Origin of the sequence: Liquorilactobacillus mali KCTC 3596 = DSM 20444 (genome assembly GCF_000260415.1) — a bacterium.
GTDB lineage: Bacteria > Bacillota > Bacilli > Lactobacillales > Lactobacillaceae > Liquorilactobacillus > Liquorilactobacillus mali.
This window is the reverse complement of record NZ_BACP01000062.1, coordinates 18,586-35,534: the sequence shown is the minus strand read 5'-3', so window position 1 is coordinate 35,534 and position 16,949 is coordinate 18,586. Positions and strand designations below refer to the sequence as shown.

Genomic DNA, 16,949 nt, shown 5'->3' with positions numbered 1-16,949 from the left:
TAATTTAGATTGTAAATATTTGTGTGAAAACCACACTAGAAAGTTGTGATATTTATGATTGATACGAGACGTTACGATAAAAAACTACGCAATATATATTTAGGTTATTTAGTGAGACTCTTACACAAGAAGTATTTCGTAGCAATGTCGCCACTAGCTAAGAAACTAGGGTTGAATGCTAACTACTTCAGAGACTTTACGAAAGGGGATAAAAGAATCTCGGAAGAGAGACTTGACCTTCTAGAGGAATTATTAAACGATTTATATGGTTCGTTACTAGTGGACGAAGTGCCACAAAACAGAATAGAGTTCAACGACTTCATCAACACATTATCAGATTCTCTTATATATAAAGAGATTATTAGATAACAAAAAAGATTGGACGGGAATCCAATCTAGTTAATACGTTTCTGTATAATATCATGTACCATAGACAAGTACATAATAGCATATGGAGCGTAAAAAGTAAATAATGGAGGTTTATTTATTATGCTCAAAAACGAAATAAACGAAAAGAACCTACCCCAAACTGCTTATTTGCAAGTCAACTCCGATTTAATCAACAACGATAAGTATAAAAAACTTGACATGACGACAATAATGTTGTATGCAGTCTACTCCAATCGCACGATGTGCAGCATATATAATTCAAAAGACGGTTCATGGAAAGATGGACAGCGTATTTATATTCTGTTCTCAAATGAAGAGGCTGCCAAAATATTAAGGGTATCTCCACGAAAAATATCTGATTCAAGAAATAAACTAATAAAACATAAATTAATCGAAATAAAAAAGGTTGGTCTAAAGCAAAACAGAATATTTGTAGCTAACCCAGAACATACTGAGGCAGACAATCTTGTTATGCCTTACAAGAACAGCAAGATCAACTATACAATTACTTTAAAACCCGATGTAGCAAAAAATGCGTCTTCGACTTCGCAAAAAAGTAATACAAGTACACCTTACGAGGAGTTACCGTCTACAAGTGGTACAAGTGTAACTACGAAATCAGGCAGTGACGACTTCTTGATTGACGCTTTAGCTGTCAGATACAAAGATACGCTCACAGATCGAGTAATGTTACGTCTAAAACAAGCTGCTAATCACAGCTATACTAAGACAAAAGCCATGATTGATATAATATTCAAGGCAAGTTATTCTGCAAGAAACAAGTTCATCAAGAGCGGAATACCAGTAGAATACAGCGAGTTTATGACTTTTGACGGCAATAAATACTTCAAAGACAGGCTAGAAGGGGCTATTTTAGTCGTTTCAGAGTTAGCTTATCGCTACAAGAAGATTAGTAACCCAGCAGCGTTCATGTTCTCGTTCCTACGTGGTTTCTTTATCGAGCAAACTAAACAATTCATTTCGGATCATTACGAAATAGACAATGTTCTAGCAGCAGTCTTAAATTCTGTGAACAATAAAAAAACCAAAGGGCTACCTCTGGCTTAAACTTCGACAACATCTGTGCCTTGATATAACAATTTTTGTTTCTTTTTCAAATCTGGATAGATACAATTCAAGAATCGTGAGGGCTTACGATAAGCGCCTTTACCATTAGTCTTGTTGGCCGAATAAGAGAGATCAAGATTATACTTCGCACGAGTTATCGCAACATAGAGCAATCTAGCTTCCTCTTCATAGTTGCCATTACACATATCGTGTGGATAATAGTCGTCACTAACCGCTGGAATAAAGACGTGGTCAAACTCCAAACCTTTTGAAGAGTGTACTGTCATTAAATTTACGGCTTCTTTTTGAGATTTCTTATTATTATCCTTGATCATGTCGATATGTTTCAGAAATTTCTCAACATTCTCAAAATTTGACGAAATACCTATCAAACTAGAGATTGATTCCATCTTTGCTTGTCTTTCTACTTCTGTTCTAGCTGTACTCATGATGTGTTGGCTGTATTTCGTACTATTAAGCACATACTGCAAAACGTCTTTTGCTGGAGTAATGTCCAACGAGTCTTCAAAATGAGACAGGATTTCTGATAAATATTGTATCGGTTTTCTGTCAGAAAGTGCAGAAAATGACCTCATACCCTCAAAAATAGATATTTTTTGAGCAAAAGCATATTTATCAAGAGCAGCCTGTACATTATTACTGATGAATCTGTTTGGAACGTTGATAATTCTTGCCATTGATTGATTATCTGAATGATCTAGCATGACTTTTAAGTAACTTAGCAAGACATCAATTTCAGACCTCTCAAAGAATGAATGACCGCCAGATATGTTGACTGGTATTTCTTCTTCAGCAAAAAGTGACTCATAAACACTCATTTGAGAGTTGGTTCTAAGCAAAATAGCAAAATCTTGATAATCATTGTAATCTTCTGATACAAGTTCTTTGATTTTACTTACAATAGCGTCTGCTTCGTCTTCGTCAGTCTGGAATATTTTGAACTGAATATCATTTCCCTCTATTCCAATTGCTGATTTTGCATTATCAAACTGTTTGTACTTCTCAATATTACGCCCATCAATCAATTCGTTTGACAAGTCAACGATTTTTTCTGTTGATCTAAAGTTCTCACGCAACTCAACTACATGAGCGTCTTTGAAATTATCCTTAAATTCAAGAATATTGTTGATATCTGCATTTATGAATGAGTAGATACTTTGTCTAAAATCACCGACTACAAAAAGGTTGTCTTTCACAATCATTTTGAGAATTTCAAAGTTAATCTTAGATGTATCTTGGAACTCATCGACCATGATATAGTCGTATTTGTCTGCGACTTCCATTCTAAATTCAGGACTAGAATACAACCTATAATATAAATGCAATAATAAGTCGTCATATTCTATTAAACGAGCATTTTTCTGCCGTTCAAGGAACATTTCATAGGCTTTTTGCAATGATTCTCTCAAATCCTCACTTACATATCCAGTCTTTTCGTCAATTACGACTGGCATACCCTTTAAGATCATGTTCGATTTTTGATAAGACACAAACATACTCAATTCTGGCGCTGTAACTGGAATATTTAAGCCGTCAGGGTTCATGTTTGTTGGTCTCCCCACAATTCCAGATAATGTCTTTAATTTCCACCAACTCTTCATCATTTGTATGTGATTATAGTATTTCGGAAAATTACTATGCAAAAGTTTGTAAGCAAATGAATGAAAAGTGGATAATTCAACGTCATTTCCGACATTTCCAATGTATTTTATTACTCGTTTTCTCATATTGTTAGCTCCATCTTTGGAGAATGTTAAACCGAGTATTCTTTTTGGATTTACTTTTTCATTTTCTATCAAATTTACTATTCTTGCTGCAAACACACTAGTTTTACCAGACCCAGCAGAGGCATTAACCAATATCTTACTGCTGTCTGAATAAATTGCTTCTTTTTGAGATTCTGTTAATTCCACATTCATTCCTCCTTTTATAACTACATTTTAGCATTTATAAAATATTATTGCAATATGTATACTATTAAAATATGTTATTTGCCAATATTTGTCAATATTTGAGTATTATATTTACAAATATTATTGTGATATGTATACTATTACTATGTTCAATTCAAAGGAGATAACATAAACGAGAGGAATGGTAACAATGGAGAAGGAAAAGATCAATAGGCTAGATACGAAGTTTATTGATGTACTCAACAAAACACATTTGAGCAAAGAAGAGAAACGTGAGCAGTATAAGATATTGCATCGTGCTAAAAAACAAGAAGGAATAAAATTCTCAGGAAAATTTGGCAAAGTTCCCACCAGTATGTTCGATGACAAAAGTATAAGGAGTCAATCATTGGCACTTTATACCTATTTATCCGCCAACGCTCATGGTTGGAAATATCTTGATTTTAATTCAAAAATCATTGCTGGTAGATTTGGACTAAGTAAATTTATGAAGAAGGAAATTGATGGGTACTTTCAAGAACTAATAGACAATGGATATATAAAAATTGTCAAAAAATGGATGAGCGGTAAAAGTGAATTTTATGATCTTTCTTTTGAAGATTATTCAAAAGACTTTTCAAAAGTATATACAGAAGATATATACAAAATAACAGGAGACTTAAATTCTCCAAAAGTATTTTCTGTTATATCAGCATATGCAGCAATTAAATCAACATTGTACGAAGACAAGAGTAATCTAAATGAAGACTCTGGAATAGTTTATGCAAGTGCCTCTTTATTGGAAGATAGAAGTAAACTTAGCACTGGTACATTCTTTACAGCTAGAAGATGGCTCACAGATAATTGCATAATCTCGACTATAAAAGCCAATTTGAGTCATAGACAAGGTGTTAAGAAAAATTATTACAGTTTATATAGCGAAGCATATGGATTAGAACGATTTATGATTAGAGCATGGATAGATAATCGAATTAATTATGTTTCAGAGGGAGTGGTAGTCGATAACCCAGAGAAAATTAATCAGGAAATATTAAAAATGCTGGTATAATATAAAAATATTTACTTTTTTTATGTAAATAATAAGAAAAGCAACATTCAAATATCTGCCAAAAAAGTAAACAAACATATGGTATAACATTCAAATATCTGCCAAAAAAGTAAACAAATCTATTCAGAACACTCAAATAGTTACCAAAAAAGTGAAAAATATGGGCAATACTAAGAAGAGTTAGTATATATAAGAGTTTTAGTAATAGAAGATATATTGACGTTTCTCATCGAAACGAAAATATTCTCTCTCTTTTGTTCTAACTTTTTAACTTTTTCAATCTCACGACAGATATTCAAAATTACGAAATTTTAAAATGGGGGAATCAATTAAAATATGGCTGAAATTTTTAACAAGAATAAAAAGACGATTATTGAACGAGGTAAACATATCAAGAATACGATTGATCAAATCGAGATAAACAAGAATGTTAGAAAAATGATTGATAATGGGAATAGTTTAGAAGGTACTCCGCTAGGGGAACACTTAGACAACATTACAAATTACTTTCTCGAAAGCCAAGATATCAAAAGTGGACGGAGAATAGAGGAAACCTATTACAGAAGTGAACGTGATTACAGAAATAACTTTGCAATAGGTCGAAACGCAGTAAATATGACTAACAATGAATTAGAAACTATTGAGAGTAATTCTAAATTTGATAGTAGTAATATTGACATTAATTACATTAAGCGTTTATTCAATCCTGAGAAGCTATCAGAGGACGATATTAGACGTTTTATTGTCTCTGGGTGTAATTATACTCGAACGGTGTCAGACGACATCAGAGGTGGAATTTCTTGGCTCTGGGGAGAGATTATGAGCAACTGTACGGATAGAGAAAAGGAAATAGTCAAAATGTTCGATGGAAAGACGAGTGCAAAAGAAGTTGCTATCAAATCTCAGACTTCATTTCAAAATGTGTATAAAATTTTGAAAAATGTTTGTAAAAAGTCGATAAAATGGTTGAATAATCAAAAGTAACACTGCATAACAAGTGAAGGGGTATTAACCTCGTACATAGTTTTCGGGCTATGAGATTTAAAAATAAATAACTTTGCGTTACACCTGTTGTTCGATATGATGAATATCGAACTTATGTGGATAAGAAAGGGACATCTCTTTTATTTTTTCGCACCAATAGTAGTAATATTAACATTTTAGAAAGTGAGAGTGAGTGAGAAATGGCAAAAGAAAGAGCAACAAAGAAAGATTTAGTCGATATCATCGCAGAACAGAATGGTATCACAAAGGTTGAGGCAGAAAAACAATTAGATCATGTTGTTGAAGGTATCACAACGGTTCTGTCAGAACATAAAGACCTAAGTATTCGTAACTTTGCTACATTCGGAGTTAAGTTCAAGAAAGCACACAAACGAGTAAGTAACCTTACAGGTGAAACAGTTGATGTGCCAGATAAATACACAGTTAAAGCAAAATTCAGCAAATTATTAGTCTAATAAGACGCGTTACTAGGGTCGCATAACCCATTATTCTATTAATTTAGACAACGGAGTTTATGACTCCACAAACTAGCTTAATGTCCATTGATTAATTTCAAGAAAAATCCCCGTATACATTGGATTGGTTTAAGGGTATACGTCTAATTGCATGTGTTTTTAACGAAGTTTAATGCAATTAGAACAGCAGTCAATCAAAATAGACCACATTCGTTTATGTAGACAATCGCCTCCTTTAAATAAACAAAGATTGTCAATACATTATTTTTATTATTTAAAGATTGACTGTTGTTTTAATTGTATTAAACGAACAAAGTAGGTGAGAGAGTGAGAATTTCAGATAGAATTTACAATCAAATTGTGTTTGTCGAGGGGCAAATTGAGAAAATTACAGAAAATGGGAAAGCTCAGAAAAACAAACTTGACATTCACGATATGGCGGATCTAGAGAGATATTCAAGCTCTCTAAGAAACCTAGCAAATGCTTTAGAAAGAATTGAATCACTCGAAAGAAGTGGGGTGGTACAAAGTGGCTAAAACATTGCAATGTGTTATATGTGGGAAAATTAAAAGAGTACGACAAATCGTCAAGCATAAGAATCTTTTGTTAAATGATGATGCTGTAATCTGTACAGATTGTGCAAACGACATAGGAAAGCCAGAGCATAAAGATGAATTAATTTCTCTTTGTCAACTGATGAATATTCCCTATGTCGATTCTATGGTTAAAGAAGTATTTGACGATGGAAAACTGTTTACAGATTATCTTAAAAAGATTGCCCCTTCCAAAAAATACGTTACGTTCCTTGATTCAGAATTTGAAGTAGTAAATCAGGTCGATAAACAAAACGACTTTCAGGTTACGGATGAAATAGAACAAAAGTGGGGCGCTGGATATCAACAAGATGAGTATTATAATTTTGAATTGTCATTAAAGAGATTGACTAATATCAAGACTCCTAATACACAGTTTGAGTTAATGAGATATATCCAAAATGTCAAATTACAAACTGCATTAGACCAAAGTCTTAAACTAGGTGATTCTAATGCAATTCAAAAATTAAGAAAATCATATTCTGAAGACTTGAAAGATTTAGGTCTTGATTCTGTCTTAAATGCAGCAGATGACGGAATGAAAACTCTTGGTCAGAGAATTAAGGATTGGGAAAATAACGAACCAATTCCAGAAAAGAAGAGCTTGGAAGACGTAGACAATATTAAGGAATATATATCAAAATGGTTTGTTATACCAATGAAACGAGTATTCGGACTTGCCGATGAAAGTGAGGTAAATGAATTATATGACGATGGAGCTTAATAAGAAAAAGAACGAAACCAAGCAAGATGGGTATTTTCGTGTAAGAGAAGCAAATCTCATGAAATGGGTTGGTTATTGGCGTAAGAACCCACACAAATTCGCAGAGAATTATTTAGGACTGAAACTATTCTTCTTCCAGAAAGTTTTATTATTCATGATGGAGAGAGTAGACAATTTTATGTATATTGCGAGTCGTGGTCAGGGTAAATCATTCATTATTGCAATATATTGCATTATCAGATGTATTTTATACCCCGGCACAAGAATTGTTCTAGCTTCTGGAACAAGAGGGCAAGCAAAGAAAATTATAACTGAAAAAATACAGACTCTTTATAACGACCATCCAGAAATAAGATTTGAGATTGGTGATCCTAGAAACATTAAATCTTCATTGAATGTTACGGAAGTAACGTTCTTGAATGGTTCAAGAATATCTGCTGAAACAAGTACAGATAATTCTCGTGGATTGCGTTGTAATATCCTAATCGTTGATGAGTTCAGAATGGTTAAAAAAGACATAATAGACAAGGTTTTAAAGCCTATGTTACAGGTTAATAGACAGCCAGCTTATATGTCTCTTCCAGAATATAAAGACTCTAAAGCAGAGGAAAATAAAGAAATTTATATCTCTTCTGCATGGTATAAATCTCATTGGATATGGGACAGTTTTAATAATTCATTGAAGAAAATGTTAAAAGGGCAGAGCTTTTTCGTAGTAGATTTACCTTATCAATTGTCAACACACCATAAAATCAATTCAAAAGAAAGAATTATGCAAATTAGAACTGATGACAATATGGATCAGACAGGTTTCAACATGGAATATGAAGCTATGTTTGTAGGTGAAAATGATAAAGCGTACTACAAACTCACACCTTTAAACAACATAAGAACGATCAACAAAACATTTATTCCTCCTACTGATACGGAATATTTGGAAAATAAGCAAAAATCTAACCCAAAGCATTTAGGAAATATTAAAAGAGCTGATAAGTCAGAATTAAGATTAATTTCCCTAGATATAGCTTTAATGGGTGGTAACAAAAATGTTAAGAATGATACCTCTGCTTTTACATTAATAAGATTAATTAAAGACGGAGATAGTTACAGACGTGATGTTGTCTATCTTGAAAGCATTCAGAAATCAATTGCTACGGAAGAGTTAGCAATTAGAATGAAACAGTTATATTACGATTTTGAAGCAGACTATGTAGTAATGGATGCAAATGGTAATGGACTTGGTGTTTTCGATGCTTGTTGTCGTGTTTTATATGATAGTAAGCGTGATGTGGAATATCCAGCTTGGTCATGTATAAATGATGAAGCCACTAACGAAAGAAACAAGGCTGACGGAATTAAAATTGTATATACCGTCAAGGCTAATGCACAGTTTAACCATAAAATAGCAGTTCAATTAAAGTCTAACATTGAAAATGGGAAACTAAGATTACCCATGAATGATATTGAGAAACGAAGTGAGTTCGTTTCAGAGGGTGGTTTTGTTAAGAAATCGCCAGAAGAACAACAGAAGTTGTTATATGCCTATCAACAGGCAACTGCATTGGTTAATGAATTAGTCAACTTAGAGTATGAAGTTAGAGATGGTGGACTTATTAAAATTCATGAAGTTGGAACGACCACAAAAGATAGATACAGTTCGATAGCATATGGAAATTATTATGCAGACGAACTAGAAAAGAAACTTAAAGACGACTACTCCGATCAGGAGTTGTTGAAATACTTTATGATGGGGTGAGGTGAGAAAGATTGAACAGAAAGGCTCAAAATAATTACAGGAATACAAAAAGACAAAGACTTAATGTCAGAGACGTAAGAAAGTCTAATCTACAATTTGCTGATGCTTTAGCAGATCCTAGGGCAAGAATTTCGTCCACTACATCTGCTACCACTAGCAAAACAAATATTCTAACTTATTTAAAGAATCCTAAGAATAACGTAGATGCTATCGCAGCTACAATGCGTAATGCCTACAATGCCAATGGGTTAATTACTAGAATTATAGACTATTATTTGTCGATTCCAACATGTAATTATTCACTTTATCCTGTCTTGGGTAATAAGCAATATGATCTAGATGATACTTTGTCAAATGACTATGTCGATGTTGGATATAGTTTTTCACAATTTAATTTAAAATATTTCGTTCCGTATTTCTTAAAGGAAATGTTTATAAACGGCGTTAGTTATTTCTATTTAATACAAGATACAAACGGCGTTGAATATATGGAGTTTCCATCAGAATGGTGTGAGATATACGGTCAAAGCAATGGCGTATTTAAATTCATGTTAGATATGAGTAAGTTTACGGAAGATACAATTGTGGGTATGCCTAGTGAAATATCTACTGCATACAACTCATATGTTTCGAGTAATACGTCAGAACCAGACAGTTGGTATAATGGTAAGTTTTACAAACTATCAGACAATGGAGTAGCTTTTACAATCGACCTTGGGGCACTTAACAATGGTGGTAAAGCGATATCTCCTTTCTCTGGCTTGTTACTTGATAGTGTTTCAATGGATCAAGCAAAAAGTAATGTGGAAGTACAAGATACCATTGATAATATCCGTATTATACATTCAAAGATACCTTTGAATAGTGATGGAAAACCAACAATGGATGTTAAAACGGCAAAAATCTATGACGCACAAATAAGAAATAGATTGCCTTCAGGTGTTGTTGCTGTAACATCTCCAAATAACCTAACAAATGTATCAATGGTTGGTGGTGGTGTTACAAGCGCATATGACACGTTGAACAAGAGTTCAAAGCAAATATTCTACGATACTGGCGTGTCAGAAGGAATGTTTGGTGGGTCTACAACATCTGCAAATATTGTTAAAGAATCTGAAAGAAAAGACGCTAATTGGCTTTATAGCACAGTATTCCCCATGTTAGAAAACTATTATAACATGCTTTTACAAACTATTAAAGTTAAATCTAAAGTCTCTTGGAGATTTAAGTTAATAAGACAATCTAACGCAACGCTTAAAGACGACTTATCCTTCCTAAAGGATCAATTAACTCTAGGCGGTTCAAGATTGGAATATTTAGCAGCTTGCGGATTAGAACCTATTGAAATTATATCTAAACTACAGTTTGAACAAAATGTTCTTGATATTGATGATCTTATGGTTGTCAAACCTACTTCAAATACGTTATCGGGTAGCCAACAAAATAATACAAATACCAAGGGTAGACCTGAGACTGATGAACCTACGGATGATACTGATAGATTAGATTAAAAAATTCGTAAGGTGGTGATAACAAAACATGAATGTTAAGCGTGTTAAATTACCAATTCACTTTGAGCAAATCGAAGATGAAATGGACAAAGATTCAAGATTCAAGAAAGTAAAGATTTATATAGCCCACACAGGTGAAAACTTAAATAATTCGATATTTTCAAAGGAAACATTGCTAGAAATGGCAAAAACATTACCATATGTTCCAATTATAGGATATATCAACAAGGATAATTCTGATGAAAGTGATTTTGGCGGACATGAAAAAAATTACAAACTAGAAGAAGATGGCAACATCGAAGTTACTTTCAAAACACAGGCGTATGGTTTTGTCGGAGAAGACAATGATTATTGCATCGAAACTACTGGTGGGAAAGAATGGTTGACCTGTTATGGATATCTTTGGACTAGATTCTCGGACGCAATTGATATTTTCAATGAGTCAGGAGATATGAAGGGACAATCAATGGAGATAAGCGATGCTCGTGGAAGTGTCAATGAGAACGGTGTAGTTGTTTACACATCTGCAACAATAACAGGTTTATGTATTCTCGGAGACAACAAAACTCCAGCTATGACAGGTTCGACAATCTCTACTGTATTTACCAAAAAGGAAATGAAAGAAACATTTAAAGAAATGTTCTATGAGTTTTCACAAGAGAAAGGAGTGAACGTATTGGAAAAGAAAAACGTTACAGGCGAAGAAGAAACTGTTGAGGAAAAACCGCTCAAACCAGCGGAAAACGAAGTAGCTGATTCAGCAGAAAATGAAGCAGAAACAGAGACGGAATCCGAAACTGAAACTGAAAATGAAGAAACAGAAGAAACCGATACAAACGATGGAGATGCTGACACAGAAGAAACATCAGAGCCAGCAGAACAAGATTTGGGGTCAGCAGAAAATGAAGCAGAAACAGCAGAAGAATCTGGTGAAACTGAAACTGAGACTAGGGAAAAGAGTCAATTTGAATTATCTCAGGAAGATATTCGTTCAAGAATTAATTCAGCATTGAATGATCTTGATACAGACGACTATTGGTCTTACATTGTTGAAACGTACAGTGACTACTTTATAACTCAAAGTTATGATAGCGAGTCAGACGGTTACATTTACATCAAATATAATTATTCAGTTGATGATAATGATCAAATTACAATTGACTTATCAAGTAAGACACAAGTATTTTCAATGTTCGTTGATGCAAATGAGAAAGCAAATATTGAACAGGCAAGAGACGAAATCTCTGATTTGAGACAACAGTTATCTGACTTAGAAACATTTAGATCAGATTATGAGGCAACAGAGAAAAACAAAATCTTGAATGAGCAATTTACAAAACTCAGTGATGAGCAAACTGAAAGTATTAAATCTCAATTTGAAAAATTGACGGCTAAAGAAGTTGAAAAAGAAGTTGCATATGCAATTTTCCAAAATGAGAACAAAAAATCTAATAGTAGTAATATTGCAATATATGCTCGCAACTTTGAAAAACCAAAGGATAAGACAAGTAGATATGGCGCTGTTGGTAAATATTTCAAAAACAAAGAATAAGAAAGGTTGTGTATTGAATGGGAAAAGTATTTTTAGACAAAATTCCAGCTACAGAACACATTGAACAAGTTGTGGCGGTAGGAACAGATTTAGCAAACGGACAATTTTTAACTCTTGGAGTTTTAAATGATGATGGAGAAAGTCGCATTGTAACTCCAGCAGCAACGGAAGCTGATGCAGATGTATTCTTGGCAGACGCACCAATTGATTATGGTTATCCAGATTGGGACTTAGCAAAATACAAACTAAAGGCTGGTAAGACAGGTCGTGCATTCCATCTTGGTAAAGGTGACGTTATTTCAGTAACGACAGATCTTGTACCAGATAATGTAGCGGCTGGCGACAAATTAACAATTAACCCAAATGGGGCTGGTTTTGTAGCAGCAGCAGACGGAGAACGTGGAATTGCACTTGTAATCGGTGTTGAAGATCATGGATTTGACGGCGATGTAGCAGTTCTTGCAATTAGATAAATAAACAGGAAAGAGGTAATATGATGGACATTAAAGGATTAACGAATTTAGCTCGTGATTTATATAACAACAAAAACCTTGAATTTGAAGGTGTGAGCGGAAACGATGCTTTAAGAAATCTTATCATGGATAAGGTTGGCGGGGAATGGAGTTACAACAACTTCCAAAAGAACAAATGGGATATCTTTGAAATTGTTTCAGTTTCAATTGATGCAATTGTTCCAGAGATTTTAACAAATCAATTTGATAGCTTGGCAGATGTTCGTAACGTAGCACTTGGTACTAAGCCAGTATTTACTGTTCAAGATCCACGTATTGTACGTGTAGGACGTGTGGCTTCTGGTTCACAAGATCTTCGTAGACAGACTATCACAGGCAAGAAATACACGGTTGAGACAGATTGGTATGGCGCAGCAGTATATGCTGAATTTGAACAATTCATGAACGGTGAAATTGACTGGAATAAGTTGGTTGACAATGTTGCTAAAGGCTTTGCATCACATATCGAAACATCTATCGGAACAGCTTTGCAAGATTCATACAGCATGTTAAATGCAGCAGATAGATTCGAGGGTACAATTGATCTTGATTCATTGGTTAGTTTAGCACAACGTATTCAGGTTAAGTCTGGTACACCAGTACAAATCTATGGTACGAAATTAGCTCTTGCTAGAGTTGCTAAAGCAGTTGATTTGTCAGACGCATTGAAAGATAAGATAAATGAACTTGGCTACCTTGGAACAGTCAGTGGTCTTCCATTATTTGAAATTCCACAGGCATTCAAGGTAAACAAAGATGAATTTGCCTTAGACGACAACAGTCTTCTGATCTTACCACAAAATGAAAAAATTGTTGGTGTTGTTATGGAAGGCGCATCTGTCATTAAAGAAGTTGACAACACAGACCGTAACGATATGCAATATGGTTTCTTGACAGAAAAGAAACTCGGTGTTTCAGTATTGCAAATGAAAGTTTACGGCATGATCAAAATGACGAAATAATAAATAACTAGAGTGTCTAGTTAAATAGAGAAAGGGAGAGTGTAAGTAATGTCAGAAAGAAAAAGGAAGAAAAGAATTAGTATCGATAAAGAAACAGAAATTTTTATCCAAAGCAATCTTGGAGGTAGCTTCTTCTGGGAAGACGTTCATAAGACAACTTTTATAAAGTTTGAGGAACGTGGAGATGAAGAGACAGTTACCTTTGGGGAATTAAGAACAATGTTGTCACAATTACGCCCTTACTTCACAGACATGAGATTAATCATATCAGACGTATTGGACGAAAACGTAAGTATCATGGACGTTGCTACAGCATTGCATATTGAAAAAACCTACGAAGACTATTTTGAATATATCGAAGATGTAGATTTAGATTCAGTTGATAACAGTACAACGGTTGCATCAAGTGATTTTGAGTATTTTATCAAAGAATCTGATATAGAAGATTACAAGAAAGCTCTTAAAAGCTCAATCAAGAATCCTATTATCGAAAATTCAGTTGACATCTATCGTAAGGATCGCTCTTTAGACGGAGAAAAAATGGACTTAATTAGTAGAATTATTGATGATAAGGAAGACCTCTTTTGGAATGACGTGAAAGCCTCTCAGGAGGGTTAGGGGGAATAAATAAATATGGCAACTAAATATTCAGAGGTTTATAAGGTTTTCTTAAATACCATTGATAGTTACGATTTCAGTGCTATTGATGATGACGAATTAGAGGAAGTGCTTTATGGATATCTCGATGCTGGTCGTGTCATGTTTATCAACTATCATAAAGATGTGTATGATACTGATGAAGAAGCTAAACAGTTCAATGTCACACTTAGTAGATTTGAAATTGCCTATTTGGCAAAAGCAATGAAACTTGAATGGGTAATGAGAACTAAAAACTCGGAAGAAATGACGAGAAAGGCTATCGGTGATAGAGATTATCAAGCCGTTCAAGGTTATCAATATTTAGATAAATTGAGTAAAATGGAGCGCCAATTAAGAACCGAAATTCAAGAAGGTCTAAATGATTATGAATATGCACAATCAGACCTTTATGGAGATATGGCATAATGAGTAGTTTTTCAGATAGTTTTAGAAATCATATGAAGAGAGTCGGCGCTACTCGATATGATAGAAACATGCACGATAAGACGAGAGAGTTTAATAAATACTTTGCTAATGCACTAGATAAAGAAGATTGCATTATAGATAATATTCCGACACAAGCTATATTTCAGGATCAATCACAAAGTAATAATAAAGATTTATCTGATGATAAATATATTATCTTACCCAATAGTGTTAATTGTGGAGTCGGTTCTTATGTAAACTGGCGTAGTGAACAATGGCTGATCTTCACTGGTGAATTTAAGACAATTCCTACACATCAGCAATTAAAGATTAAACACGTAAATCACTCGATTAAATGGATAGTAGACAAAGAGACTAAAAAAGTTTCAAACAATGGTAACGGTTGGGGCGCTTACGTCCAAAACCAGACATTGTATACATTAGGTGTTTCCTTTACGGGTAACAACCTATCTTTAATCAATGGTAAAATGATGCTATATGTTAAAAATAACTCCGAGACAAGTCAGATAACTATAGGAGACAGATTTTTCATAAGTAGCAAAGTTTACAAGGTTGAGTTTGCCGATTCTATTTCAAGAATTGGACTTATCAACTTGCTATTAGATGAAGATACATTAAACCCAGAATTAGACAATATTGAGCTAGGAATAGCAAACTATTGGGGTTTCAATGGTGAAAAAGAAGAGAACCCTTCTGATAGTAGTAATATTGCAATTCCTACTATTAATATAGTTGGTGAGCAAAAGGCTAGATTAGGAAGGTCTTACAGTTACTCGGTAGTTCAAGTGAATGAAGACGGAAGTAAGACCCCTCTCAAAGTGTCAGAATGGGACGTAGAGAGCGTTCAAACCTTGCCTATAAATATACTAGAACGTGATGAAGATATGTTCCAGTTTAGTGTTATAGACGACTCACGCTATATAGGAAACATGATGAACATTCTTGCTAAAGTTAATGATCAGTATCAAAGTTTATCTGTAAAGATAATAGCTAAATTTTAAATTAAGAAGGGTGGCGTATTTATCTGATAAAAATAACTAGAAGAAAATTACACTCTCCCAATAGTTCTGTAATGCAGATTACAACATGGAAGCAAAACATGATAGATACAATTTGTCATGATGACGATATAGCTAAAATGTTGAAATACCCTACTTCGGATGCTTTATCTCGTGAGGCTTTGACAGAAGATGAAAAATTAGCTCTCGTCAAGGATAAGATTCACGGAACTACTTATGTACCTAAAACTGTTGAGAGTCAAAGCAGTTATATAACAATGGGTATAAGTGGTTTTGTCCCACAAGAATCGTGGAGACAATTCTCTGAAAGATATGTAATGGGTTATCTGTATTTCAACATATTAGTCGATAGAAATATCATGGAAATGGACGAAGGATATAGACAAGATTTACTCTTGCAAAGAGTTTATGACTTGTTCCAAGATAATAATTTCTATGGAATGGGTAAGATTCAAGAAGGTAACTTAGTCGAGAATTGGCAACAAGATAATAGGTTTGGCGGATATACTATAATGTTCAGAGTTATAGATTACAAGTAGGAATATTGACATGAATATAAACTACACAAGCCTATTATTAAAAGGAATTATACCATTCAATGACAAAGTTAATATATATGCTCCGACAATTGATGAGATTGTAACGATGGGAGAAACAGAGCTTTCTCTTTATATAAAACCATTCTCCATAACGATAAGAGAGCTTTACTCAGGCATGGCAGAGATAGTGGATCAAATGGAAGAAGCATTCCCAACATTATGGGATATGTCCTTTGATAAAGAGGGTAATAAAGAAATCGGAAACATGATTTCACAATCAGACTCGACACTACACCAACTGTTTGCTAAAGGCTTTGCTTATTGGACTAAATTAAACGAAGATGATTTTCAGTTTTTAAGTAACAAAAAAGCAATATGTAAGAAATTAAATTGGGTAATTGATAAACAAGAGTTTTTAGATTTTAGTGAATGTGTCAAGGCTATCACAATGGCAAAACCCAATGAAGACTTGATTGCTCCTAAGAATATGTCTAAGGCGCAATTGAGAATTTGGAAAAATGTGTATAAAGGACGAGTAAGAAAGTTAAGCAAAGAACAAAAGGTTGAATTGGGCGATAAAATCCTTATTTTACAAGGCTCGTCTACCTCGTATATCTCATTCAAAGAGATAGGGGAAATGAACTACTATCAATTCAACAATTTAATAAAACTGTACATGGAAAAAGAATACTATGAACAGAACCTACAAATCTACACAGCCTATAAGTTTGATACATCAGACATGGAATTAAAGAATTGGCGAGAAAAGATATCGCTACAAAAAAATATATGAG

Annotated in this window: 18 protein-coding genes; 17 read left to right on the top strand and 1 reads right to left on the bottom strand. The window is 33.9% G+C overall.

The genetic code is table 11. The features are described 5' to 3' along the window. The first annotated feature begins 54 nt into the window (after positions 1-54). Complete coding sequence (locus GSM_RS11120) at positions 55-369, top strand: hypothetical protein (RefSeq protein WP_010078222.1); 315 nt, start codon at positions 55-57, stop codon at positions 367-369. Positions 370-489: 120 nt separating this feature from the next. Then, a complete protein-coding gene (locus tag GSM_RS14285) occupies positions 490-1,458 on the top strand; it encodes a replication initiator protein A (RefSeq protein WP_010078221.1) in 969 nt (322 codons plus the stop codon). Here the strand turns inward: GSM_RS14285 and GSM_RS11110 are convergent. Continuing rightward, entirely contained in the window at positions 1,455-3,392 is a 1,938-nt protein-coding gene (locus GSM_RS11110; RefSeq protein ID WP_010078220.1) for an ATP-dependent helicase, read from the bottom strand. The two genes, GSM_RS14285 and GSM_RS11110, sit on opposite strands and share 4 nt — an antisense overlap. Positions 3,393-3,582: 190 nt before the next feature. Here GSM_RS11110 and GSM_RS11105 point away from each other — a divergent pair, with 190 nt between their 5' ends. The 15 genes from GSM_RS11105 to GSM_RS11035 all read left to right on the top strand — a co-directional run bounded on the left by GSM_RS11105 (position 3,583) and on the right by GSM_RS11035 (position 16,948). Beyond that, on the top strand, positions 3,583-4,440 hold the full coding sequence (locus GSM_RS11105; RefSeq protein WP_010078219.1) for a hypothetical protein: 858 nt from the start codon (positions 3,583-3,585) through the stop codon (positions 4,438-4,440). 336 nt (positions 4,441-4,776) lie between these two features. Beyond that, a complete protein-coding gene (locus GSM_RS11100; protein ID WP_010078218.1) occupies positions 4,777-5,424 on the top strand; it encodes a hypothetical protein in 648 nt (215 codons plus the stop codon). A 200-nt stretch (positions 5,425-5,624) separates the two neighbouring features. After that, the gene (locus GSM_RS14280) at positions 5,625-5,900 is read left to right on the top strand and encodes an HU family DNA-binding protein (RefSeq protein ID WP_010078217.1); all 276 of its coding nucleotides are present in this window, start codon (positions 5,625-5,627) and stop codon (positions 5,898-5,900) included. 327 nt (positions 5,901-6,227) lie between these two features. Continuing rightward, on the top strand, positions 6,228-6,437 hold the full coding sequence (locus GSM_RS11090) for a hypothetical protein (protein WP_010078216.1): 210 nt from the start codon (positions 6,228-6,230) through the stop codon (positions 6,435-6,437). Then, positions 6,430-7,218, top strand: a complete 789-nt coding sequence (locus tag GSM_RS11085) for a YonG family phage-derived protein (RefSeq protein ID WP_010078215.1) — start codon at positions 6,430-6,432, stop codon at positions 7,216-7,218. Before GSM_RS11090 ends, GSM_RS11085 begins: the two co-directional genes overlap by 8 nt. Next, the gene (locus GSM_RS11080; RefSeq protein WP_235720380.1) at positions 7,193-8,974 is read left to right on the top strand and encodes a terminase large subunit domain-containing protein; all 1,782 of its coding nucleotides are present in this window, start codon (positions 7,193-7,195) and stop codon (positions 8,972-8,974) included. Before GSM_RS11085 ends, GSM_RS11080 begins: the two co-directional genes overlap by 26 nt. 11 nt (positions 8,975-8,985) lie before the next feature. Further along, positions 8,986-10,485, top strand: a complete 1,500-nt coding sequence (locus tag GSM_RS11075; RefSeq protein ID WP_010078213.1) for a hypothetical protein — start codon at positions 8,986-8,988, stop codon at positions 10,483-10,485. 28 nt (positions 10,486-10,513) lie between these two features. Next, entirely contained in the window at positions 10,514-12,037 is a 1,524-nt protein-coding gene (locus tag GSM_RS14570; protein ID WP_010078212.1) for a DUF8531 domain-containing protein, read from the top strand. A gap of 17 nt (positions 12,038-12,054) precedes the next feature. Then, positions 12,055-12,510, top strand: coding sequence for a hypothetical protein (locus GSM_RS11065; protein ID WP_010078211.1), 456 nt, complete (start codon positions 12,055-12,057; stop codon positions 12,508-12,510). A 20-nt stretch (positions 12,511-12,530) separates the two neighbouring features. Then, positions 12,531-13,511 carry a YonB family capsid-like protein gene (locus GSM_RS11060; protein ID WP_235720379.1) on the top strand — a complete coding sequence of 327 codons (981 nt, stop codon included), beginning with the start codon at positions 12,531-12,533 and terminating at the stop codon, positions 13,509-13,511. A 48-nt stretch (positions 13,512-13,559) separates the two neighbouring features. After that, complete coding sequence (locus GSM_RS11055; protein WP_010078209.1) at positions 13,560-14,129, top strand: hypothetical protein; 570 nt, start codon at positions 13,560-13,562, stop codon at positions 14,127-14,129. Positions 14,130-14,144: 15 nt separating this feature from the next. Next, complete coding sequence (locus GSM_RS11050) at positions 14,145-14,576, top strand: hypothetical protein (RefSeq protein ID WP_010078208.1); 432 nt, start codon at positions 14,145-14,147, stop codon at positions 14,574-14,576. After that, positions 14,576-15,598 (top strand): hypothetical protein, encoded by a 1,023-nt coding sequence (locus GSM_RS11045; protein ID WP_010078207.1) that lies wholly within the window; start codon positions 14,576-14,578, stop codon positions 15,596-15,598. Before GSM_RS11050 ends, GSM_RS11045 begins: the two co-directional genes overlap by 1 nt. Before the next feature lie 98 nt (positions 15,599-15,696). Next, positions 15,697-16,155 carry a YomW family phage-derived protein gene (locus GSM_RS11040; protein ID WP_003691055.1) on the top strand — a complete coding sequence of 153 codons (459 nt, stop codon included), beginning with the start codon at positions 15,697-15,699 and terminating at the stop codon, positions 16,153-16,155. Positions 16,156-16,165: 10 nt separating this feature from the next. Then, on the top strand, positions 16,166-16,948 hold the full coding sequence (locus GSM_RS11035) for a hypothetical protein (RefSeq protein WP_003691054.1): 783 nt from the start codon (positions 16,166-16,168) through the stop codon (positions 16,946-16,948). Position 16,949: the final 1 nt, after the last annotated feature.

What these genes read in the sequence shown, in the direction of transcription:
- GSM_RS11120 (WP_010078222.1), top strand. Translation starts at nt 55, where the DNA reads ATGATTGATACGAGACGTTACGATAAAAAACTACGCAATATATATTTA.
- GSM_RS14285 (WP_010078221.1), top strand. Translation starts at nt 490, where the DNA reads ATGCTCAAAAACGAAATAAACGAAAAGAACCTACCCCAAACTGCTTAT.
- GSM_RS11105 (WP_010078219.1), top strand. Translation starts at nt 3,583, where the DNA reads ATGGAGAAGGAAAAGATCAATAGGCTAGATACGAAGTTTATTGATGTA.
- GSM_RS11100 (WP_010078218.1), top strand. Translation starts at nt 4,777, where the DNA reads ATGGCTGAAATTTTTAACAAGAATAAAAAGACGATTATTGAACGAGGT.
- GSM_RS14280 (WP_010078217.1), top strand. Translation starts at nt 5,625, where the DNA reads ATGGCAAAAGAAAGAGCAACAAAGAAAGATTTAGTCGATATCATCGCA.
- GSM_RS11080 (WP_235720380.1), top strand. Translation starts at nt 7,193, where the DNA reads ATGAATTATATGACGATGGAGCTTAATAAGAAAAAGAACGAAACCAAG.
- GSM_RS14570 (WP_010078212.1), top strand. Translation starts at nt 10,514, where the DNA reads ATGAATGTTAAGCGTGTTAAATTACCAATTCACTTTGAGCAAATCGAA.
- GSM_RS11065 (WP_010078211.1), top strand. Translation starts at nt 12,055, where the DNA reads ATGGGAAAAGTATTTTTAGACAAAATTCCAGCTACAGAACACATTGAA.
- GSM_RS11060 (WP_235720379.1), top strand. Translation starts at nt 12,531, where the DNA reads ATGATGGACATTAAAGGATTAACGAATTTAGCTCGTGATTTATATAAC.
- GSM_RS11055 (WP_010078209.1), top strand. Translation starts at nt 13,560, where the DNA reads ATGTCAGAAAGAAAAAGGAAGAAAAGAATTAGTATCGATAAAGAAACA.
- GSM_RS11050 (WP_010078208.1), top strand. Translation starts at nt 14,145, where the DNA reads ATGGCAACTAAATATTCAGAGGTTTATAAGGTTTTCTTAAATACCATT.
- GSM_RS11045 (WP_010078207.1), top strand. Translation starts at nt 14,576, where the DNA reads ATGAGTAGTTTTTCAGATAGTTTTAGAAATCATATGAAGAGAGTCGGC.
- GSM_RS11040 (WP_003691055.1), top strand. Translation starts at nt 15,697, where the DNA reads ATGATAGATACAATTTGTCATGATGACGATATAGCTAAAATGTTGAAA.
- GSM_RS11035 (WP_003691054.1), top strand. Translation starts at nt 16,166, where the DNA reads ATGAATATAAACTACACAAGCCTATTATTAAAAGGAATTATACCATTC.